Origin of the sequence: Bradyrhizobium shewense, assembly GCF_900094605.1 — a bacterium.
Taxonomy (GTDB): Bacteria; Pseudomonadota; Alphaproteobacteria; order Rhizobiales; family Xanthobacteraceae; genus Bradyrhizobium; species Bradyrhizobium shewense.
The window spans coordinates 75,321-98,250 of the sequence record NZ_FMAI01000013.1; the positions used below are offsets into that span (position 1 = coordinate 75,321).

Below are 22,930 nucleotides of genomic sequence, written 5' to 3' on the forward strand. Positions count from 1 at the left end.
ATTCCGCGGTCAAGCAAGCCGGCGCTACCCGACCAAGACGCGACCGGTACCCGCAAAGGATATTGAGACCATGGCCAATACCACTTCCGCCAAGAAAGCGACGCGCAAGATCGCCCGCCGCACCGCCGTCAACAAGTCGCGCCGCACCCAGATGCGCGGTGCCGTGCGTAACGTCGAAGAAGCCATCGCGACCGGCGACCGCGCCGCTGCCGTGAAGGCGCTGGCGAATGCCGAGCCCGCCTTGATGCGCGCCGCCCAGCGCAACATCATTCACAAGAACAACGCCAGCCGCAAAGTCTCGCGCCTCACCGCGCAGATCGCCAAGCTCGCCAAGTAACGAGCCAGGTAACGGCGAACCAATCGGTCGGCCGATCCGATCGAACATCGCACGCGTCAAACAGCCCGGCATCGCGCCGGGCTTTTTTGTTGCCCGTCATATTCACTCAACCGGTCACGCCACAGTCGATCTTCGATCGGAAGGTTTGCACCGCCTGCGCTATTCTTCGTTCCGTAGTTCTACCTGCCGATGTTTTGCAACAGTGGAAACTTTCACCGCGTTGCAAAAACCCCTGTGCTGCGGGGCTAAGATGAATTCGCGCGCGCAGGAGTTCTGCACACCGTAGATTCACCGGAACGCGCGTGGCTGTGGAGTTACCCTGTGAAACGAGACTCAAAAAGCGATGTCTCGCTAATCACTTATCGACATAGCGACCTCAAGCATTTGGAAAATTCGCCGACACGTCCGGCGCGTGACGAATTTGTAAAAATTTTTTTAGCAGTGACGGAGAATTGTCACATGATGCCCGGCATTCTCGATTCTGTGCACGAATCCAAAAACTTGCTTCCGAGCCTGTGAACAACTCCCGCGCGGCGTTAACCGAGGTCAAGTTTTTTGACGCCTCAAGTGTGAATCAATTTCGTTGCGAGTCTTTCCGCATAGTGTATTCCTTAAGTCGTCAGCGGCGTCCACGATCTTCAGACCAGCGCGGTTTAGGAAACGGGGCGAGCGTGCAAATCGGCGGCGGTGTGCACGTAGGCGACGCTTCAAAAAGCGAATGTCGGATCAAAAACCCATAGCAATATGGGAATGGTATCTCTTTGTCTGAATGTCTCCTAGCGGGATATTGCGTATCCCGATCTCGCGAGGCGCACGGACATCGCAAAGTTACCCCGACAAGAGCGATGGCGAAGCCGAGCGGACGAGCAGTGCAGACGGGCAGGGGCATCAGCGATTTTCGTCGCGGGCGTCTTCAGAAGCAGGACCTTGTCGTGAGCGATCACGGCAGGACGGGGAGGTATCATGTCCTACGGATTCAACGCGGTATTGACACAAGTTCCATCGTTCAACGATGCCGTCTCCGATCCGTCCAGCGTTCAGCCTCCCACATGCGAGGGCGCGTCGAGTACGCGCTGACCTCGCGAACTCTCCATCTCCGACATCGCTGATCTGACCTGCGGCGTTCGCGCCGAACGGTCGAGCTATGCCTGACGATGGACTCGCTTGAGGTCGCGCCATGACAGGAAACCCTGCTTGGCGCTCACCACGCAACCTTATCTCTCAAGAGAAGTTTTCTGACGATGACAATGGAACAGGATCGCTGGTCGCGCGTGAAGGGTCGGCTGCGCTCGAGCGTTGGCGAAGACGTTTACACGAGCTGGTTTGCGCGCATGGATCTGGAAGGCGTGCAGGAGGAGAGCGTGCGGCTCTCGGTGCCGACCCGGTTCCTGAAGAGCTGGATTCAGGCTCATTATGCCGAGCGCGTGCTGTCGTGCTGGCAGGCCGAGATGCCGGAAGTGCATCGCATCGACCTCACGGTGCGTTCGGCCGTGCGCCCGGTGATGCAGCCGAAGGAAGCCCCCGCGCCGGTCGAGACGCGACGCACGCCCACACCGGAGCTGCGCTCGACCGCGACCGCGCCGGTGTCGGCCAATCATGATGCGCTCGGCGGCTCGCCGCTCGATCCGCGCCTGACCTTCGCGAGCTTTGTCGTCGGCCGTTCCAACACGCTGGCGCATGCAGCCGCGCGCCAGGTCGCAGAAGGTCGCCGCGGCGACCCCGTGATGTTCAACCCGCTCTACATCCATGCCGGCGTCGGCCTCGGCAAGACGCATCTGCTCCAGGCGGTGACCTGGGCCGGCAATTCCGGCAACGAGCGCAAGGTGCTGTACCTTACGGCAGAAAAATTCATGTACGGCTTCGTCGCCGCGCTGAAGACGCAGACGGCTCTGGCCTTCAAGGAAGCGCTGCGCGGCATCGACGTGCTGGTGATCGACGATCTGCAGTTCCTGCAGGGCAAGTCGACGCAGGCCGAGTTCTGTCACACGCTGAACGCGCTGATCGATGCCGGCCGCCAGGTCGTGATCGCGGCCGACCGGCCGCCGTCCGATCTCGAAAGCCTCGACGACCGCGTCCGCTCGCGGCTCGCCGGCGGCCTCGTGGTCGAGATGGGCTCGCTCGGCGAAGAGCTGCGCCACGGCATCCTCAAGTCGCGCGTCGCCGCGGCCCGCGCCCATCATGCGACCTTCGAGGTGCCGGAGGAGGTGCTGCATTATCTGGCGCGCACCATCACCCATAACGGCCGCGACCTCGAAGGCGCGATCAACCGCCTGCTGGCGCACTCGAAGCTCAACAACCGGCCGGTGACGCTGGAGATGGCCGAGCACGAGGTGCGCGACCTGGTCCGGCCGCAGGAGCCGAAGCGGATCAAGATCGAGGACATCCAGCGCGTGGTGGCGCGGCAGTATAATGTCAGCCGCTCCGACCTGCTCTCCTCGCGCCGCACCGCCAACGTGGTGCGCCCGCGCCAGGTGGCGATGTATCTCGCCAAGACGCTGACCCTGCGCTCGCTCCCCGAGATCGGCCGCCGCTTCGGCGGGCGCGACCACACCACGGTGCTGCACGCCGTGCGCAAGATCGAGGCCCTGGTCTCCAAGGACACCGCGCTATCAGAGGAAGTGGAGTCGCTGAAGCGCCAGCTTCAGGAATAAACGCCTAAGGCGCTCCTGCCATTCCCCCGCCGCCCCGGCCATGCCTGGGCGGCGGTTTTCGTTTGGGCGGTAAATCGTGGGAATCGTGCGGAACTGGCCCCCGATCCCTTGAATCCGGGGGCCATCCGAGCCACCTTGCGCGACCTTGGCGGCTTTGGTCATATCGGTTGGATGGCCCTGACCTGCCGGGGTCATCGGTGCCGCGGCGGGGCTTTTCGACCGCCCGGCTTCTTCATTTTGGGGATCGGGCGAGTAGTGCAATGAAGGTTACGGTCGAACGCGCGCAACTCCTGAAGTCACTGGGCCACGTCCACCGCGTGGTCGAGCGCCGCAACACGATTCCGATCCTCGGCAACGTGCTGGTCCGGGCCGAGAACGCCAAATTGTCGCTGAAGGCGACCGACCTCGACCTCGAGGTGACGGAGACGCTGCCGGCGGAAACCGCGACCGCGGGCTCCACCACCGTGCCGGCGCACATGTTCTACGACATCGTGCGCAAGCTCCCGGACGGCTCGCAGATCGTGCTGGAGGCCGACGGCGACCGCGCGGTGCTGGCGATCCGCGCCGGCCGCTCGCGCTTCACGCTGCAGACCCTGCCGGAGAATGATTTCCCGGATCTGGCCGCCGGCGACATGTCGCACTCCTTCTCGCTGGCTGCCAAGGACGTCAAGCGGCTGATCGACCGCACCCAGTTCGCGATCTCCACCGAGGAGACCCGCTATTATCTCAACGGCATCTACCTGCACGCCGCGGGCACGCCTAAGGCTGCCACCCTGCGCGGCGTCGCCACCGACGGGCATCGCCTCGCCCAGCTCGATTTGGTGCAGCCGAAGGGCGCCGAGGGCATGCCCGGCGTGATCGTGCCGCGCAAGACCGTCGGCGAGGTGCAGCGCCTGATCGAGGACACCGACGCCGAGATGACGATCGAGCTGTCGCAGGCAAAAATCCGCTTTACGATCGGTAACGTCGTGCTGACCTCGAAACTGATCGATGGCACCTTCCCCGACTACGGCCGCGTCATTCCGCAGGGCAACGACAAGGAGCTCGTCGTCGACAAGAAGGACTTTGAGAACGCGGTCGATCGCGTCTCGACGATCTCCAGTGAGCGCGGCCGGGCGGTGAAGCTGTCGCTGTCACCGGGCAAGCTGGTGCTGTCGGTGACCAATCCGGATTCCGGCAGCGCGACCGAAGAGCTCGAAGTCGAATACGCCTCCGACGCCCTCGATATCGGCTTCAACTCCCGCTATTTGCTCGACATCGCCGCCCAGATCGAAGGCGACGTCGCAACGCTCCGACTCGCCGATCCCGGCTCGCCCACCCTGGTGCAAGACCGGGACGACAAGAGCGCGCTGTATGTGCTGATGCCGATGCGGGTGTGAGGGACGCTCTCTCGGCCAGCTATCGAAGCCGTAGGGTGGGCAAAGCTTGCGCCGTAGCTCGAAGAGCGAAGGCGAAAGCGTGCCCACCATGCAGCGGCGCGGATCGCGGCGAGACGTGGGCACGGCGCGCGAAGAGCGCACCTTTGCCCACCCTACGGCATGCTCCCGCAAAGGGAGACCGCGCGTCCATGACGAATAGAACATGACCCCCTCCCGCATTCATCGCCTGACGCTGACGCATTTTCGCAATTATCGGGCGGCGGGGCTCGAGACGGCGGCTGACATGGTGGCGCTGGTCGGGCCGAACGGGGCGGGCAAGACCAATTGCATCGAGGCGATCTCGTTTCTCTCGCCCGGGCGCGGCTTGCGGCGGGCGACGCTGGAAGACGTCGCCGACAACCAGGGCGACGGATCCTGGGCCGTCTCGGCGCAGGTCGAGGGCGCGCTGGGGCTGGCCACGCTCGGCACCGGCATCGATGCGCCGCGGCCTGACAGCGCGGTGAGCCGGCGCTGCCGCATCGACCGCGAGCCGGTAGGGTCCGCGACGGCCTTCGGCGACCATATCCGCATGGTGTGGCTAACGCCGGCGATGGACGGGTTGTTCATGGGCGCTGGCTCGGAGCGGCGGCGCTTCTTCGACCGCCTGGTGCTGGCCATCGACAACGAGCATTCCAGCCGCATCAACGCGCTGGAACGCTCGCTGCGCTCGCGCAACCGCCTGCTCGAAACCCGCAATTACGACGACCATTGGTGCGACGCGATCGAGCGCGAGACCGCGGAGCTTGCGGTCGCGGTTGCGGCGACGCGCGGCCAGACCGCAGCAAGGCTCACCGGCATGCTGAATGCGCGCGCGCAGGCCTCCGCCTTTCCCTCGGCGCAGATCGCGCTCGACGGCTGGATGGAGAACGCGCTGCTGACCGAGACGGCGACGTCGGTCGAGGATCGCTACCGCCAGATCCTGCGCGACAACCGTCCGCGCGATGCCATCGCCGGCCGCACCACCGACGGCCCGCATCTCACCGATCTCCAGGTGATCTATGCGCCGAAAAGCATGCCCGCGCGTGATGCGTCCACGGGCGAGCAGAAGGCGCTGTTGATCGGGCTGGTGCTGGCGCATGCGAGCCTGGTCGCCGAGATGACCGGCATCGTGCCACTGCTGCTGCTCGACGAGGTCGTGGCGCATCTCGATCCTAGCAGGCGCGCCGCGCTGTTCGACGAGCTGCGCAAGCTCGGCGCGCAGGTGTGGTTGACCGGCGCGGATCCGGCCGCCTTCGCCGAGATCGGCGCTGGAGGCGAAGTCTTCGACGTCGAGAGCGGACAGGTCTCGTCGCGACGCTAGGCCTCCGGGTTGAACCCGCTCTGTTCCATCAGCGACTAGCTGTCTGAAGCGGCGCCGACGGTGTCGCCGTTGTGCAATCGCGCAGGATTTCCCACGCGCGCGATGCTTGGAGCGTAGGCATGACGACGGTAAGGCATGGGGCAACAGCTCCCGCGCGATGGCAACTTCTTGCGTGCGGCCTCGCCCTGATCGCGAGCTGCCTGCTCGCGGCAAGCGCCGGCGCCTGGGTATCGAATTTGTCGCCACTGTTCTCAGTCGCGCTCGCGCCGGATCCCGATGCGCGGCTGCCCGCGCCGACCCGCTACCTCTATCGAGGCACCCACACCACCGTCATGCCCGGCGTCGAAGCCCCGCTCCGCACCAGGCTCGAAACCACTGTGCCGGCAGAGCTCGGCGACGTCCTCAACTTCTATCGCACGGAGCTCGGAAAGCTTGGCTGGCAGGAGAAGCCGGATGGCGCGGTGATCGCAACCGATCACGCCCAGCTCGCTTTCGCCTCCCCGCTGGGGCCGGCCGCACTGCGGCTCGCCCGCAAGGACAGCAGCACCTCGATCCATCTCGTGCAGAAGAACGCCGATGCGGCGACCCGGGCCAATATCATGCCCGAACCCGGCCAGGCCAAACTGGTGTTCAGCAATATCAGCGGGAGGAACGCCGCGCTCACGATCAACGCACGAACCGTCAAGCGCGCCGCCGGCGCCAATGCGGTATCGCTGGATCTGGCGCCCGGCAAGTATTCCTACGAACTGACCGTACCGGACCATTCAGCCACCACGAACGTCCTCACCCTTGCCGCCGGCGATACCTGGGAGCTCACGATCGGGCGCGACGGCGACGCCTGGCCGCCCCTCCAGCTGTATTGAGCCATGCCTGCCTGATCAGGCCCGTGACGCCGCTCGTACGCCGTCCGTTGAACCTCTCCGGTTCCCATCGCGACTTCTCGTCTGAGGCCGCGCGCCGAGGTGTCGCAGCCTGCCCCTGCGCAGGGCGACGGCCCGCGCAACACCCAGGAGTTTGACGATGCCGATGATCCCGCGCGGGGCGCAAGTCCCGGCAAGATGGCTGCTGCTTGCCTGCGGCGTTCTCGCGATGGCGAGCACGTCGTATCCCGCGGACGCGGCAGACGAAAGCTTCGTCGACGTCCATACGCTGCCGCGGCTGGACGGCGCGGTGGAGGATACTACGCGCCCGGACACCTATCGCGTCATCTACACTGTGCCGACCGCGCTTGCCGCCACGTCCGACGCCACGAAGAAGTTGCTGAGCGCCGACGGCTGGGTGCCCTATGTCTATCCGCTGGACGAGAAGAGTGCCGCGCTGACCTTCAAGAAAGGACGGCAGGGGCTGCGCGTCTCCTTCGCACAGGCCCGCGGGCGCTCCGACCAATCCGCCGTGTTCTACACGCCGAACCGGATCTATGCGAACGTGCCGTTTCCGGACGGCGCGACCGATCTCGTGTTCGACGAGACCCGACCCTATCTCGGCTGCATCGCGCCCGGTGCGTTCGAGGCGACTTCGGAGTTCTTCACGAAGGACATGGCGGCGATCGGCTGGCGCAAGCTCACGCCTGAAACGTCCTCGCGCTGGCCGAACGCCGATCTTGACGGGACCGTCCCGAACGGCGTGCGCGTCTTTTACGACCACCCCGATCGCGACGCGACGCACATCTACCAGAAGCCGGTGATGCTGACCCTGACACGACGCGACGACGGCCGCACCAATGTCGACATCCGGGTGGCGCCGTTCGCGCTGCCCCAGGAGCTCGAGGCCGACGATGACATGGCCGGCCTGCCGCGGCCGAAGCCGACCAAGTCGGCGAGAGCCCTTGGCAGCGCGAGCTCCAACAAGCGCGAGATGTCGGCCGCCGCGATGGCCGAGTTGCCCGCCGTGCTCGCCTTCTATCACCGCGAGTTCGCCGCGCGCGGCTGGCGGGAAGACGGCAACGCGCCGCTCGCGCCCGGCGACGAGATCGCGATCAATGTCTCATCGGCGGAGGAAACCGGCGTGCTGCGGCTCGGCCGCAAATATGATTTCACGATGATCAGTCTGACCGCGCAGGTGAAGGACTCCGCCCTTGCGGCCCGCGCCAAGGCGAAGAAGGAGGCGGACGCGAGGTTCCTCGGCGATGCTTTGGGGGCGGCTCAGCAGCTCATTGCCGCCGATGAGGCCAGGCGCAAGACGCAGGCCGCGGCCCTGTCCGATACGCCGATCACTGCGCTCACGGGCAGCAACACGCCGGTGCCGCTGCCCGAGACCGCCGAGGGCGTGAAATTCGAGGGCGACGACGGCCGGCTGGAATTCTCCTCGACATCGAGCGTGAAGGCACTCACCGCGTTCTATCGAGCATCGCTCAAGCCCGCCGGCTGGAAGGAGCAGCCCTCCGTCATCAACCAGCCCAACATGGCGGTGATGGAATTCTCCAAGAGCGGCAAGTCGATCTCGATGACCGTGATGCAGATGGGACCGAAGGTGAATGTCCGCGCCGAAGGATCGGGGCTGGTGATGGCCGCCGCGAAGCCGGCGGCCACCGCGGAAGTGCAGGCCAAATCCTCCGAGCCGCTCCAGCCCGACCCTGAATCCAAGCTCCCCGTGCCGACACAGCGGTCGTCGACCTCGCTCGCCACCACCAAAATGCCGGGTAGTGAGATGCCGTTCCGCCGCGAGCTGGCAGCCAGCATCCCGGCCCCGCTCGGCGATGTCCTGGCCTTCTACCGGGCCGAGCTTTCCAAGCTCGGCTGGCAGGAAAAGGCCGACGGCGCCACCGTGTCCACCGAACGCGCACAGATCGACTTCACCTCGCCGCAAGGCCCGGCCGTGCTCAAGCTCGGCCGCGCCAAGGGCGAGACCACGGTCAGTCTGGCGCAGAAGAATCCGGATGCCGCTGTGAAGGCCGACATCATGCCGAAGCCCGGCCAGGCCAGACTGATGCTCGGCAATATCGGGACGAAGGAAGCCTCGCTGACGATCAACAAGCAGACGGTGAAGATCGCGGCCGGCGCCGGCGGTCCGCAATCGCCGAAAGGCCCGATGCTCGACCTGCCGCCGGGCACCTACCAGTACGCCCTGCGCATGCCCGGGCGCCCGGCCCACACCGAGACCCTCACCGTCGCCGCCGGCGATGCGTGGGGCCTCCTGGTGGGGCCGAGCGGCGACGTGCTGCCGCTGCAGATGTATTGAGGCTGCTGCGCTTCCGGTCTCTCTGCATCGTCATGCCCGGGACAAGCCCGGGCATGACGACGGCCTGCGAATGCGCCTCACAAGGCGCCTCTGGACACCCTTCCCGAGCCCGCAAAAACCACGCCGTGTAACGCCCCGAAATACGCCTTCGAATCGGGCTTTTTGCAGCCCTCTAAATGGGCTTTCAAAAGCCTTGAAAACGGGCCTAAAAACCCCATTTAGTCAAAGGGTTGGCGGAAGATACTTTGCGCTAGGCGCAAGCCCTCTTTCGTGGCACAAATAGCTCGCAAATCAGCGCCTTTTGCGCCGCTGATTCGGGCGACATCTCGAAGGCCTCTCATGACAGAACCTGCTCGGCAGCCCGCTGCCGAAAACGAGCCCTCCAACGCGAGCGATTACGGCGCGGAATCGATCCGCGTGCTCAAGGGTCTCGATGCCGTCCGCAAGCGTCCGGGCATGTATATCGGCGACACCGACGACGGCTCCGGCCTGCACCACATGGTCTACGAGGTCGTCGACAACGCGATCGACGAGGCGCTGGCGGGCCACGCCACGCGCGTCGACGTCGTGCTCAATGCCGACAATTCCGTCACCGTGCGCGACGACGGCCGCGGCATTCCCGTCGACATCCACAAGGGCGAAGGAATCTCGGCGGCCGAGGTCATCATGACCCAGCTCCATGCCGGCGGAAAGTTCGACCAGAACTCCTACAAGGTCTCCGGCGGCCTGCACGGCGTCGGCGTCTCCGTCGTCAACGCGCTGTCGAGCAAGCTTGGCTTGCGGATCTGGCGCGACAACAAGGAACACTACATCGAGTTCGCCCATGGCGATGCCGTCGCACCGCTGAAGATGGTCGGCGATGCGCCGGGCAAGCGCGGCACCGAGGTGACATTCCTGGCCTCGGGCGAAACCTTCAAGAACATCGAATATGATTTCGCTACGCTCGAGCACCGGCTGCGCGAGCTCGCCTTCCTCAACTCCGGCGTCAACATCGCTCTCTCCGACATGCGTCACGCGGTCGAGAAGCGCGAGGAGATGCACTATTCCGGCGGCGTCGAGGAATTCGTCAAATATCTCGACCGCAACAAGAAGGCGATCGTGCCGGCGCCGATCATGGTGCGCGCGGAAGCCAACGGCATCGGCGTCGAGGCGGCCTTGTGGTGGAACGACAGCTACCACGAGAACGTGCTGTGCTTCACCAACAACATCCCGCAGCGGGACGGCGGCACCCATCTCGCCGGCTTCCGCGGCGCGCTGACGCGCCAGGTCAACGGCTATGCCGAGGCCAATGCGAAAAAGGAAAAGATCGCGCTGACCGGCGACGACTGCCGCGAAGGCCTCACCGCCGTGCTGTCGGTGAAGGTGCCCGATCCGAAATTCTCGTCGCAGACCAAGGACAAGCTGGTGTCCTCGGAAGTGCGCCCGGTGGTCGAGAACGTGCTCAACGAGGCGCTCCAGGCCTGGTTCGAGGAGCATCCCAGCGAAGCCAAGATGATCGTCGGCAAGGTGATCCAGGCCGCCGCCGCGCGCGAGGCTGCGCGAAAAGCGCGCGAGCTGACGCGCAAGAGCCCGCTCTCGGTCTCCTCGCTGCCCGGCAAGCTCGCCGACTGCCAGGAAAAGGATCCGGCCAAGTCCGAGCTCTTCATCGTCGAGGGCGACTCGGCAGGCGGCAGCGCCAAGCAGGGCCGCAACCGCGAATTCCAGGCGGTGCTGCCGCTGCGCGGCAAGATCCTCAACGTCGAACGCGTCCGTCCCGACAAGATGTTGTCGAGCGAGCAGATCGGCACGCTGATCACCGCGCTCGGCACCGGCATCAGCGACGAGTTCTCGGTCGAGAAGCTGCGCTATCACAAGATCATCGTGATGACGGACGCCGACGTCGACGGCGCCCACATCCGCACGCTGCTGCTGACCTTCTTCTACCGGCAGATGCGCGACATCATCGATGGCGGCTATCTCTATATCGCCCAGCCGCCGCTCTATAAGGTCTCGCGCGGCAAGTCCGAGCAGTATCTGAAGGACGAGCGCGCGCTGGAAGACTATCTGATCGATGCCGGCCTCGACGACTGCGTGTACATCCCCGGCACCGGCGGCGACCGGTCCGGCCGCGATCTGCGCGCGCTGGTCGACGACGCCCGCATCGTCCGCAGCATCCTGCGCAACCTGCACAGCCGCTATAACCGCAAGGTCATCGAGCAGGCCGCCATCACCGGCGTGCTGAACAAGGCGATCTACGGCGATCCCGAGAAGGCCGCTGCCGCGGCAGAATACATCGCGGGCCGGCTGGACAACCAGGCCGAGGAGGTCGAGCGCGGCTGGATCGGGCAATATGTGGAAGGACAGGGCTTCCAGTTCGAGCGCACCGTGCGCGGCGTCAAGGAAGCCGCTGTGATCGACGATGCGTTCCTGGGGTCGGTCGAGGCTCGCAAGCTCGACGAGTACACGACGAAGCTGCAGGACGTCTACGCCCGCTCCGGCAAGCTGCGGCGGAAGGATACCGAGCACATGGTCCATGGCCCGGTCGACCTGTTCGAGGCGGTGACCGAGGCCGGCCGCAAGGGCATCTCGCTGCAGCGTTACAAAGGTCTCGGCGAGATGAACCCGGAGCAGCTCTGGGAGACGACGCTGGACACCGACGTGCGCTCGCTGCTGCAGGTGAAGGTCAAGGAGGTCGACGAGGCCGACGACATCTTCACCAAGCTGATGGGCGACGTGGTCGAACCGCGCCGTGACTTCATCCAGGAGCATTCCCTCAGCGCGACGATCGATATCTGAGGCTTTGTCGATCTTGGGTTGATCTGCCAGCCGCGCATTCACTGCAACCTCTCCCGCTTGCGGGGGAGGTCGGCGCGAAGCGCCGGGTGGGGGCTCTCTCCTCGCGGGGACATTCTCCCTAGATTTCGACGATCCCACCGCGGAAGCACCCCCACCCCAACCCTCCCCCGCCAGCGGGAGAGGGAGCGCACCGCCGTCTTGGCTACGAGTCCCATTGCACTCTAAGCCGCCCCTGAACCTCACCTTGAGCCATCGCGACGAAGTGGCATGACCCCGTTGGCCGATTCCGGCCGGGAAGCCCTCACGCCATGACCGCCTCTGCAGCACCCAGTTCCGCCCAGCCCTCTCGCCGTCTCGGCATCATCGGCAGCATTGTCGGTGTGCTGGCGCTGATAGCGGCTGTGCTGCCGCGTTGGGTCGTGCCGATGGTGTTTCCGCCGCCGCCGGCTGACCAGGTGATCGTCGACACCGGACATCGCATCAAGGATCGCCTGATCGCACGCGTGAAGGGCGCGGAGTATCAGGCGCCGAAGGTCGAGAAATCCGCCGGGAGAAGCTGGAGGGAAACAGCTTCCGCCACCGCAGTCGCGCTCGGCCTGCTCGCCATCCTGCTCTCGGTCCTCTCGCTGATCTTCCGGGAGGAACGCCTCCTGGCCGGCGTGGCCGCCATCCTCGGCACCGGCGCCATCGCGATCGAAATCTCCTTCGTCATGATCGGCGCGCTGATCCTGATCGCGATCCTGTATGTGGTGGGGAATATTATCGGCTTGTTCTAAGCCCCCGGGCTGGCGGACGGGCCGGAGTCGCGGCCAGCACAATTGCTACCGCGCTCAATTCTCTGTAGTTTCCGCCTCCGAAACAGCCCGACCCATTAACAGGACAGCGAGAACCCCGTGGCGCCCATCCAATATATCGTCGAGGGCGGTCACCGGCTCTCGGGCTCGATCGAGCCGTCCGGCAACAAGAATTCGGCGCTGCCGATCATCGCTGCCGCCCTGCTCACCGAGCATCCGGTGACGCTGGAGAACGTGCCACGGATCCGCGACACCGAGACGCTGGTCGAGCTGATCCGCTCGGTCGGCGCGGCGGCGGAATGGACCGGGCGCAACACGCTTCACATCCATGCCAAGAGCATCCGCGCCGCCGATCTCGACCCTGAGCTCTGCGTGCGCATCCGCGCCTCGATCCTGCTCGCAGGCCCCCTGCTCGCGCGCTGCGGCGAGGTGATGCTGCCGCCGCCCGGCGGCGACGTCATCGGCCGCCGCCGCCTGGACACCCACGTGCTGGCGCTGGAGCAGCTCGGCGCCAAGGTCACCGCGACCGACCGGCTCGAATTCCGCGCGCCCAAGCTTGCCGGCGCGGACGTGTTCCTGGACGAGCCGAGCGTCACCGCGACGGAGAACGCGCTGGTGGCGGCGGTCGCTGCCGACGGCGTCACCCATTTGCGCAACGCGGCCTCCGAGCCCCACGTGCAGGACCTCGCCAATTTCCTGGTTGCGCTCGGTGCGAAGATCGAGGGCATCGGCACCAACACCATGATCATTCATGGGCCGGCAACGCTGGGAGAAGCGACCTATCGGATCCAGCCCGACCATATCGAGGTCGGCTCGCTGATCGGGCTTGCCGCCGTGACGCGCTCGCCGCTTCGCATCACGCGCGCCGGCGTCGAGCATCTGCGCTCGATCCGCATGGGGTTTGAGCGGCTCGGCATCGTCTGCCGGGTCGAGGGCGACGACCTGATCGTGCCGTCGAACCAGACGCTGAAGATCCAGGACGATTTCGGCGGCCACGTGCCGAAGCTGGAGGACCAGCCCTGGCCGGCCTTTCCGGCCGACCTGATGTCGATCGCGATCGTCACCGCCACGCAATGCGAGGGCGTGATCCTGATGTTCGAGAAGATGTTCGAATCCAGGATGTTCTTCGTCGACAAGCTGATCGCGATGGGCGCGCGCATCGTGCTGTGCGACCCGCACCGCGCGATCATCGCCGGGCCCAGCCGCCTGCACGGCGCGACCATGACCTCGCCCGACATCCGCGCCGGCATGGCGATGCTGCTGGCTGCCGTGTGCGCCCAGGGCACCTCCACCATCAACAACGCCGACCAGATCGAGCGCGGCTACGAGCGCATCGAAGAACGGCTGAACGCGCTCGGCGCGAAGATCAAGCGCGTGCCGGAGCGGAAGGGCTGAGGCTGCTTTCTTCCTTCTGCCTTGTGGCAGAAGGTGATGCGAAGCGCCAGTATCGTAGGGTGGGCAAAGCGAAGCGTGCCCACGGCTTCCGTTGCAATATTTGATAGGTCGTGGGCACGGCGCTAATGCGCCTTTGCCCACCCTACGATTCCGAGCTAGCGGATAGGGCCCCTCACTCATCTCGCTCACGGGCCATGTTTTCGTCGCGCGGCCGTGCTAATGAGCCGCCATGCTCGACACCGTCCAACATCATTCGCAGACGCAAGCCGGCGTGCCGCAGAACCATCTCGCCGAAGAGTTCGTCGAGACGCTGCGGCTGGCCGTGCCGATGATGCTGACGCAGCTCGGGCAGATCGCGATGATCACGACCGATCTCGCGCTGATCGGGCGGCTTGGCGAGGATGCGGTGGCCGCGGCGGCGCTGGCGCACACCGTCTATTTCGTCAGCTTCACCTTCGGGCTCGGATTGATGGCCGCGGTGTCGCCACTGGCCGCGCAGGCGTTTGGCGCCGGAGATGTCAGGCTGATCCGCCGCTCCTTGCGCGTCGGCCTGTGGGTCGCGCTGCTGATCTCGCTGCCGATGATGGCCTCGCCGCTCTATGGCGAGCGGATCCTGCTCGCGCTCGGACAGGCGCCGCAGTCGGCCGCGCTGGCCCAGCGCTATCTCAACGGCCTGGCCTGGGGCATCGCGCCGGCGCTCGGCTTCATCGCGTTGCGCAGCATGATGAGCGCGGTGAACCGGCCGCAGCCGCCGCTCTGGATCACGCTCGCGGCGATCCCGGTCAATGCTGCGCTGGTCTATGCGCTGATCCACGGCCTGTTCGGCCTGCCGGAGCTCGGCCTGTTCGGCGCCGGACTTGCGACCACGATCGTCAATCTCGGCACGTTCGTCGCCGTGCTCGCGATCGCAGGGCTGCGCAAGCCATTTTCGGACTACCGCCCACTCGCCCGCCTGTGGCGGATCGATTGGCCGCTGATGCGTCAGCTGATCGCGATCGGCGCACCGATCTCGTTTTCGCTGCTGCTGGAATATGGCCTGTTCTCCTCGGCAGCACTGCTGATGGGGTTGATCTCGACCGCCGCGATTGCCGCGCATCAGATCGCGCTGCAGATCACCGCCGTGCTGTTCATGGTGCCGCTCGGCATCGGCATGGCGGCCACCGTGCGGGTCGGCCACGCCTTCGGCCGCGGCGAGCCGGCGGCAGTGAAGCGCGCCGGGCTCGTCGCCGCCGTGCTCGGCATGGCGCTCGTCTCCGCCCTGACGATCGCCATCATCCTCGGCCGCTACCAGTTGGGCCAGCTGTTCTTCGGCAGCGGCGAGGCGAGCGCGGCCACCATCGAGCTGACCGCAACGCTGCTGCTGGTCGGCGCCACCTTCTTCATCGCAGACGGCCTGCAGACCATCATGGGCGGCGCGCTGCGCGGCATCAACGACACGAGAATGACACTGCTGTTCGCGGCGATCGGCTACTGGGGCATCGCCTTTCCCATCGCCTGGGTGCTGGCCTTCAACGCCGGGCTTGGCGCGGTCGGCGTCTGGGTCGGGTTTTCGGTCGGGACGTTCGTCTACGCCGGGCTCTTGATCTTGCGCTTCCGGATGCTGACGCGCAGACTGGCGGGATGAACGGAGCCGTCCGCGAAGTCACGCCTGAGGTCGATGCCGACACGCTGCTGGCAGGCGCGCAATTCGTCGATGCGTTTCGCATCGAGATCGGCGCAGCGACGGTGAATGCCCGCGAGGCCTGCACCCGGATGGTGCTGCACGGGCCGCGCTGGATCGACGTGCTGCTGCGCCTGCGCAACATTCTGGTGAGCCCGTTCGGGCTGAAGACATCAGGCGAAGGCGCACCGGCGCCGCACGGTCTGATCGGCCTGTTTCCGGTGGTCGACGAAACGCCGGAGCGGCTGGTCGCGGGTTTCGACGACTACCACCTCGACTTCCGCATCGTGGTCGATGTTGCAGGAGGTACGGCAGGCCGGCAGGTAACCTCGACCACGCTGGTGCGGACGCATAATCTTCTGGGCCGAACCTACCTCGCCCTCATCACACCCTTCCACAAGCTCGTCGTCCGCGCCATGATGGGACGGATCGTGGAGCCGGCGCGATGACGCTGTCCGTCGATCTGTTCTTCTCCTTCCGCAGCCCGTTCAGCTATCTGGCGCTGCCGAAGACGCTGAAGCTCGTCGAAGACTACGATCTCGCCGTGAACCTGCGGCCGGTCTATCCGCTCGCGGTCCGCGTGCCCGGCTTCTTCAAGAAGGCCAGCCCGAACTTCATTCGCTATGTGGTGCTCGACAGCACGCGCGTGGCGCAGCACGAGGGCATTCCGTTCCGCTTTCCCAGGCCCGATCCGAGCAGGACAAGACGACGTTCGATGTCGCGGCCGAGCAGCCCTACATCCACCGCCTGACCCGCCTGGGCGCCATGGCGCAGCTCGAGGGACGCTCGCTCGCATTCACCTCCGCGATCGCGCGCGTGCTGTGGGACGGCTCGGTGGCGGGCTGGAACGAAGGCGATCATCTCGCGCGCGCCGCCGAGAGCGCCGGCTTCGACCTCGCCGCGATGGATGAAGCGATCAGCGCCGACGCGGATCGCTACGAGCAGGTGGTCGCCGGAAACGAGAAGGATCACGCCGCCTCCGGCCATTGGGGCGTGCCGACCTTCGTGTTCGAGAACGAGCCGTTCTTCGGTCAGGACCGCATCGATCTCTTGCTCTGGCGCATGCAGGGCAAGGGGCTGACGAAGCGTGCGGGCCGACATTGACGAACACCGCCCGTGTTCAGCCCACCGGCCCCGGGGTCCAATTGTCCCCTGCGAGCGGACTCACTCTCACATCGGGAATGACTCCGAGGTCCATGCTTGGATCGAAATGGCGCATCGTCCGCTCATTGAGGTCAATGATGCGGCCAGGTCTTAGTGGCCCCACGTCATTTATCTTGACGATGACCTTCTTGCCCACGGCTTCGACGAGGGCATATTTCGGCCTCGCGCCAAATTGAACCCCACCGAATTTGCGACGCAAGCTCGTCTTGATGGCAGCCGTCCAGGCAGAGGGATCATAACGCTCGCCGGTGGCAGTCTTCGGACCGCCCTCCTCCTTGCCGGGCTTGAACGGATTGTATGTGGACGCAGCCCCAACGATCGCATCGCCAGAGGCGGCATCGACGACGTCACTTGAGTGATCCCCATGTGTTTCACTTCGAGCAACGGCAACAGAGAAGGCGAGCGCAACCAGGGCGCCGCAAATTGCGGCGCTCGAGCGGAATAGCATCATAAGTCCTGTGATTTTTTAGATTGACCGGTTCCAGAACCGCAAACGTGGTCAAGCGAACGCAGAAGCGTTCATGAACTTGCGCCAATCGTTTTGCGGATTCGAGCCAACCCCCTGGCTACGGAACCGTCGTGGGAACCGGAGTGGTCCTCACGTAGTGTTTTAGCTTCACACCGACTAAGACAGAGATTGCGTCAGCAGCATGACCCGATGGAACCTAGCGCGGTGCAGCGTCTCAGGCAGTCGATCAGAGCCAAGCCGCGCGACGTGCGCATTGTTGTCGAAAGCCGACGTTTACGAGGACGCGCCGTACTTACTCCGCAACGCGCGCGGTCTTGTCGTCCGAGACCTCCGACCATTCGCCGACGACGCGGTCGAGGTCGCAGAGATTCTGGTGCATCTGCTCCAGCGAGAAACCGAGTGCGAAGAAGCGTTCGGCCGTGTCGCCGGCGTGGCCGCGGATCAGGCCGTCGTGCCGGACTGATGCGACCGCTTCGGCGTAGTGCTGAAGCGCGACATGGACGGGATGGATCGGCGGCGCGCCGGCGCCTTCGCGCAAGGCCGCCGCGGCCGACCGCAGGAAGCGCGCGATCACCGTCGAGACCTCCGTCAGGGGCGCTGCGAGCCGCGTCTGCACCTCGATCGGCAACGGCACCACCGTAGCGCGGCCGATCATCACGACGTCATGACGCAACCGCAGAACCGTTCGCAGCAGCGGACCGGTGTCCGGACCGCTCGACAGCCGCGCGGCGCGCTCGCGCTCGGCTTCAGTGCCGATGGCATTGAGACCAACCATCGCGGTGCCGATCCCGTCCTGGATCCGGTGCAGCGCGTCGTTGTCGCGGCCGCGGGTGAGGCCCGCGAGCAGCTCAGTGAAAGCATCGGCGATCAGCTCGAGCAGGATCGCGGCGCTGGCGCGGATCTGCCGCACCGCGCGCGAGGGCAGCACCAGGAACGAGACCAGCAATCCCGTGATGGCGCCGACCGCGACCTCGCTGACACGGTCGATCGCCGAGGTCATGGGATCGGAATGATGCATGGTCGGAACCAGGAGCACGATCACGGCGGTCACGGTGGCGGCGCTGAGGCTCGGATTGATCGCGGCGATGAAGGCGAGCGGCGCGACCGAGAGCACCAGAAGCCCCAATAGGCCTGCCTCGCTGGAATAAGGAATCAGGATCGCGATGGCGCCGCCATAGATGGCACCGCCGATGGTGCCGAGCATGTAGTCGCGCGTCGCCTTCAACGAGCGGCCGACGCTCATCTGGGTCACGATCAGTGAGGTCAGCACCGCCCAGAGCGGCAATAGCAGATGCAGCGCGGTGGCGAGCGCATAGGCCGCGGTCGCGGCCACCGTGACCCTGATCGCCAATCCCAGTTGCGTCCGCCGCGACCTGATCCGCTCCCACACCTGTCCTGCGAATGCCATCGTCAGACGTCCCAATCTTCTCGGGCCAAGCAAAAGCATGGCTGATGCCCGCGGCCGCAAGGCCGCTTGAAAGGCCAAATCAGCCCGCCTAACTTGCGCGCCAAAACGAGGAAACACGATGGCCCACGAAACCGCAACGCTTGCCGCCTACGTCTTCAACCTGGAATACCAGGATATTCCGGCCGAAGTGCTGGATCGCGCCAAGGTGCTGACGCTGGACTTCCTCGGCAGCGCGATCCGGGCCAGGCGCGAGGCGGAATCGACCCCGTCGATGCTGAAAATGCTGGAGGCGCTGGCGCTCGACACCAAGGGCGAATCCACCGTGTTCGGCGACTCCAAGACCTGGACGCCCGCGGTCGCGGCGCTGCTCAACGGCGCGCTCGGCCATTCCCTCGATTTCGACGACACCCACGCCGATTCCTCGCTGCACCCGAGTGCGCCGGTCGTTCCGGCCGCCTTCGCCGTCGGCGAGATGGTCGGCGCTTCGGGCCGCGACGTGCTGACCGCGATCGTCGCGGGCTATGAGGTCTGCTGCCGGCTCGGCAACGCGCTCGACCCGACCTCGCATTATGCGCGCGGCTTCCACCCGACCGCGACCGCCGGCACCTATGGCGCTGCCGCAGCTGCCGGAAAACTGTTCGGCCTCTCCGAGCAGCAGCTCATCGCCGCCTTCGGCGTCTCCGGCAGCCAGGCCGCGGGTTCGCTGCAATTCCTGGTCAACGGCGCCTGGAACAAGCGCTACCAGGTCGGCGCCGCCGCGATGAATGGCGTGATCGCCGCGACGCTGGCGCGCAACGATTTCGTCGGCGCGACCGAATCGGTCGAGGGCAAGCACGGCCTGCTCGCCGGCTACACCGACGATGCGCATCCGGACAAGGCGGTGGCCGAGCTCGGCAAGACCTACGAGACCATGAAGATCGGCGTGAAGCCATATCCGAGCTGCCGCTACACCCATGCGGCGATCGACGCGCTGATCGCGATGCGGCGTGAGCACAATCTGACGCCCGACCAGGTCAAGCGCGTCGAGATCGGCCTGCATCGCAACGGCATCACACTGACCGGCGATGCCGCGACCAAGCGCCACCCGACCTCGATCGTCGGCGGCCAGTTCTCGATGTTCTTCACCGGCGCGCTCGCGCTCGACCAGGGCTCATTCGGCTGGGACGACTATAACCGCCTTGGCGATGCCGCGATCGACGCGCTCGCCGACAAGTTCGAGGTGGTGCAGGACGACCGGCTCGAGATCGGCCGCACCCATCCGTTCGGCGCCCGCGTCAGCATCACGACGGACGATGGCGTGCATGAGCGGCTCTATGCGGATCCGTCCGGCGAGCCGAATTCGTTCCCGGACGCGCAGGCGATGCAGCAGAAATTCCTGACGCTGGCGCGCCCCGTGCTCAACGCGCGCGCGGAAAAATTCGCGGATGCGATCATGACGCTGGAGCGTTTCGACCGCGTGGCCAAGGCGACGGAGCTGGGGCGGTAGAAGCGACGGCGCTTTCCTTCCCTTCTCCCCTTGTGGGAGAAGGTGGCGCGAAGCGCCGGATGAGGGGTACGTCTCCGCGCAATCAACTGCATGAGAGGCGTGCGGAGAGAGACCCCTCACCCGTCTCGCCGCTACGCGGCGAGCCACCCTCTCCCACGAGGGGAGAGGGGAAGTAGCGCCAAGCTCTACTTTCAATTCGCCCCCGCTATCTTTCCCTTCTCGCGCGTTGCCGCAATCACATCACGCACCAGATCGAACACGCCATCCGCCCCCAGCGGCCCGTTCGGCGAGCGACCGAGCCGCACGATCACCAACTTCTCCGATGGGATCATGATCGCGTACTGCCCGATCGTGCCCTTGGCGAAGAAGGCATCGCGCGGCCAGCCGTGCTCGATGCGAAACTTTGCACCAATGCTGCCGCCCTCGTTGGTCCAGAAGCCGGCGCCGATGCCGACCCAGGCATTTGGCGTGGCCGTGGCCGAATAGGCCACCCAGCCCTCGGGCAGGATACGCTTGCCCCCGGCTATGCCGTCGTTGAGATAGAGCTGGCCGAAGCGCGCCCAGTCGCGCGCAGAGGCCAGCATTTCGCCGGAGCCCTCGATCGTGCCTGAAGCGTCGAGCTGAAGCGTGACGTTGACCATGCCGAGTGGCGCGAACAATTCGCGGCGTGCGAAGCGGAGCGCATCGGCGGGCTTGCCGCCGGCGGCATTACGCAGCAGATGCGCGAGGATGAGGAAGTTGCCGTCGTGATAATTCCACGCCGTGCCCGGCGCTGTTGCAAGCGGCGCGCGCTCGGCAAAGCTGGCCATATCGTCTTCGGCATATTTCATGGTGTTGACCGGTTCCAGCGCGGAGCCGAGCGAGGCCTCCAGCGAGCTTCCGAGCGCAATGCCCGCGGTGTGACGCAGCAATTGATCGACGGTGACGGGATGACGCGGATCATCCGGATTTTGCCAGGCGGCGATGGGCGCGGGCCCGTCGAGCTTCAACTTGCCCTGGCGCACCAGAATGCCTGTCAGCGCTGACATCACCGACTTCGTCATGGAGAAACCGAGCAGTTGCGTCTCCGGCCCGATACCGTCGGCATAGCGCTCGGCGATGATGCGGCCGGCCTTCATGACAACGATCGCGCGGGTGCGCCGATAAGGCGGCTGCGCGGGCTCGGCGAAGGCGCGGTCGAGCGCGGCTGCCAGGCCCTCACTCTGCGGCGGCACGATCCCCGGGGCGGCGATCTCGGGGAGCAGCGCGGGCTGCTTGTCGTCCGGCGGCAACGCGACATCGGCGATCCCCTGCCCGTGCTCGAGCGTGCAGCCGAGCCCCTCGCGATAGACGGCATGGCTGCGGCCAAATCCGAACAGGGACACCGTGACATCCTTGCGCGTGCGATCGACGCGAAGATCCATCGCCCAGGTGAGCAGACCCGCGCCCGGCATCGCGTCGGTGGTCTCGGCGAGGTCGCGCGTGGGATCGAGGCCGGAGACGAAGGTCTCCGAGCAGAGCGTGTGGGCGATGAAGCCGGTCGCAACCTTCGGCGCGTCGCGGGCGCGTGCGGCGCCGAGCGCGAGGCCGGCACAGGCGATGGTGGTGGTGAGGAGAATGATCTTGCGGCGGCGAGTCACGGGCCTTCTCCGGCTTTGGGGCGAGTGCGGGAGAGCAGGCCGGAGGCGGGTGATACGCGCTCGCTGGATTTGAAAAACGACCTCGTCGAAAGTGATCGAGGCTCGTCGATTTCGGAATTCTTACGTGATTTCAAAGGTCTAAAAATCTAGGCCGCGTCAGCCTTGAGCCCGCCGATATTCCGTCGGTGTCACCCCAGTCACGGCCTTGAAGGCGCGGTTGAACGGACCCAGCGACTGGAAGCCGGCGTCCATCGCGATGGTGATGACGGGAACCTCGGCCTGGCTGGCATCGGCGAGCGCGGCCTTGGCCTCCTCGATCCGGTGATTGTTCAGGAACACATTGAAGTTGCGATAACCGAGCCGCTGGTTGATCAGCCGGCGCAGCCGGTATTCCGGAATTTTCAGCCGGCCCGCCAGCACGCCGATGGTGATATTCTCCTGACGATAGATCCGCTCGCCCGCCATCAGTCGCATCAGGGCGTCGATGAGTTTTTGATCAGCGGATTCATCGGCCGCAGGCTGACTGAAAACAACCGGCGGGGCGGGCGCCACCGCGGCCGGAAACAGATCCGCCCCATCGATGCGCATCATGGCATAGACGATCGCCGCGACGGTGCAGGCGAGCGCGCCGGCATTGATGGTTTCGGCGACATCGCCGACGTGGTGGCCGACGACGGCGATCTGGAGCACCGCGTTGAGCCCGCCATAGAGCGCGGTTGCACAGACGACGAAGACACGAGCGCTGCGGCGGCGCTCGACCAGGTCAGCCGGCCAGGAGGCGATCATCTGCCCGACCGCAAGGGCGATGAAACCGAGCACGATCAGATTGACCACCGTCACCGAGAAGCGCACATGGCCGCTGGGCGCAATCCAGACGCAGCCTGCGAAGCTGAAGGCCGTCACCAGCGCCCAGACCCATCCGTGCCACCAGCGGAGGTGAAACTCGTCGTCGAACAGGGAGCGTGTGAACAGCCAGAACACTACGATGGTGCCAGTCGACAACGCGATCAGCGGTGCATGCCAGAGCGCGATCGGCGAGGTGACATCCACCGAATAGCTCACCGCATGCGCGGCCGAGCTGAGCGCGAAGGCGGCGCCGAGGCGGGCTGCCAGCACGTTGCGAAAGTCGTGCAACAGCGACGCCGCCAGCATCAGTAGCAGCGCAGCGCTGGCAGCGCGGAAGGCGAGCTCGGTTGCGGCAAGGGTCATCGGCTGGGGCGAACGGGAGTGGTTGGAACCAGCCGAACATCGTTCGTTGGCGTTATTTTTTCAAGGAC

At 65.6% G+C, this 22,930-nt stretch carries 16 protein-coding genes and 1 pseudogene; 13 read left to right on the top strand and 4 right to left on the bottom strand.

The window, feature by feature from the left end; translation table 11 throughout:
* Positions 1–70 precede the first annotated feature (70 nt).
* The 12 genes and pseudogenes from rpsT (at position 71) to GA0061098_RS24005 (ending at position 16,611) form a co-directional block, all read left to right on the top strand.
* Entirely contained in the window at positions 71–337 is a 267-nt protein-coding gene (rpsT, locus tag GA0061098_RS23945; RefSeq protein WP_018319466.1) for a 30S ribosomal protein S20, read from the top strand.
* A gap of 1,241 nt (positions 338–1,578) precedes the next feature.
* Entirely contained in the window at positions 1,579–2,988 is a 1,410-nt protein-coding gene (dnaA, locus tag GA0061098_RS23955; RefSeq protein ID WP_091962116.1) for a chromosomal replication initiator protein DnaA, read from the top strand.
* Positions 2,989–3,248: 260 nt separating this feature from the next.
* Positions 3,249–4,367 carry a DNA polymerase III subunit beta gene (dnaN, locus tag GA0061098_RS23960; RefSeq protein ID WP_018319464.1) on the top strand — a complete coding sequence of 373 codons (1,119 nt, stop codon included), beginning with the start codon at positions 3,249–3,251 and terminating at the stop codon, positions 4,365–4,367.
* A 202-nt stretch (positions 4,368–4,569) separates the two neighbouring features.
* A complete protein-coding gene (recF, locus tag GA0061098_RS23965) occupies positions 4,570–5,706 on the top strand; it encodes a DNA replication/repair protein RecF (protein ID WP_091962119.1) in 1,137 nt (378 codons plus the stop codon).
* A 119-nt stretch (positions 5,707–5,825) separates the two neighbouring features.
* Positions 5,826–6,569, top strand: coding sequence for a hypothetical protein (locus GA0061098_RS23970; protein WP_091962122.1), 744 nt, complete (start codon positions 5,826–5,828; stop codon positions 6,567–6,569).
* 157 nt (positions 6,570–6,726) lie between these two features.
* Positions 6,727–8,883: a hypothetical protein gene (locus GA0061098_RS23975; protein ID WP_091962126.1), complete on the top strand. Its 2,157-nt coding sequence runs from the start codon at positions 6,727–6,729 to the stop codon at positions 8,881–8,883.
* 339 nt (positions 8,884–9,222) lie between these two features.
* Positions 9,223–11,658 (top strand): DNA topoisomerase (ATP-hydrolyzing) subunit B, encoded by a 2,436-nt coding sequence (gene gyrB, locus GA0061098_RS23980; RefSeq protein WP_091962129.1) that lies wholly within the window; start codon positions 9,223–9,225, stop codon positions 11,656–11,658.
* A 308-nt stretch (positions 11,659–11,966) separates the two neighbouring features.
* Positions 11,967–12,434 (top strand): hypothetical protein, encoded by a 468-nt coding sequence (locus GA0061098_RS23985; RefSeq protein ID WP_091962131.1) that lies wholly within the window; start codon positions 11,967–11,969, stop codon positions 12,432–12,434.
* A 117-nt stretch (positions 12,435–12,551) separates the two neighbouring features.
* Positions 12,552–13,847, top strand: coding sequence for a UDP-N-acetylglucosamine 1-carboxyvinyltransferase (murA, locus tag GA0061098_RS23990; RefSeq protein ID WP_028139540.1), 1,296 nt, complete (start codon positions 12,552–12,554; stop codon positions 13,845–13,847).
* Between the two features lie 229 nt (positions 13,848–14,076).
* Positions 14,077–15,471, top strand: a complete 1,395-nt coding sequence (locus tag GA0061098_RS23995; RefSeq protein ID WP_091962134.1) for an MATE family efflux transporter — start codon at positions 14,077–14,079, stop codon at positions 15,469–15,471.
* Positions 15,468–15,956, top strand: a complete 489-nt coding sequence (locus GA0061098_RS24000) for a DUF2867 domain-containing protein (protein WP_091962137.1) — start codon at positions 15,468–15,470, stop codon at positions 15,954–15,956. The genes GA0061098_RS23995 and GA0061098_RS24000 overlap by 4 nt, the downstream gene beginning before the upstream one ends.
* Positions 15,953–16,611 (top strand): annotated as a pseudogene (locus tag GA0061098_RS24005) (2-hydroxychromene-2-carboxylate isomerase). The gene GA0061098_RS24000 and the pseudogene GA0061098_RS24005 overlap by 4 nt, the downstream one beginning before the upstream one ends.
* A gap of 16 nt (positions 16,612–16,627) precedes the next feature.
* Here GA0061098_RS24005 and GA0061098_RS24010 read toward each other — a convergent pair.
* Positions 16,628–17,122 (bottom strand): septal ring lytic transglycosylase RlpA family protein, encoded by a 495-nt coding sequence (locus GA0061098_RS24010; protein ID WP_201760110.1) that lies wholly within the window; start codon positions 17,120–17,122, stop codon positions 16,628–16,630.
* Between the two features lie 310 nt (positions 17,123–17,432).
* Positions 17,433–18,548, bottom strand: a complete 1,116-nt coding sequence (locus tag GA0061098_RS24015; RefSeq protein WP_091962140.1) for an FUSC family protein — start codon at positions 18,546–18,548, stop codon at positions 17,433–17,435.
* A 118-nt stretch (positions 18,549–18,666) separates the two neighbouring features.
* On the opposite strand from GA0061098_RS24015, the gene GA0061098_RS24020 reads away from it, so the two are divergent.
* Complete coding sequence (locus GA0061098_RS24020) at positions 18,667–20,034, top strand: MmgE/PrpD family protein (RefSeq protein ID WP_091962141.1); 1,368 nt, start codon at positions 18,667–18,669, stop codon at positions 20,032–20,034.
* 191 nt (positions 20,035–20,225) lie between these two features.
* Here the strand turns inward: GA0061098_RS24020 and GA0061098_RS24025 are convergent, their stop codons facing one another.
* On the bottom strand, positions 20,226–21,653 hold the full coding sequence (locus GA0061098_RS24025) for a serine hydrolase domain-containing protein (RefSeq protein ID WP_091962143.1): 1,428 nt from the start codon (positions 21,651–21,653) through the stop codon (positions 20,226–20,228).
* A gap of 156 nt (positions 21,654–21,809) precedes the next feature.
* Positions 21,810–22,862: a helix-turn-helix domain-containing protein gene (locus GA0061098_RS24030; RefSeq protein WP_091962145.1), complete on the bottom strand. Its 1,053-nt coding sequence runs from the start codon at positions 22,860–22,862 to the stop codon at positions 21,810–21,812.
* Positions 22,863–22,930 lie beyond the last annotated feature (68 nt).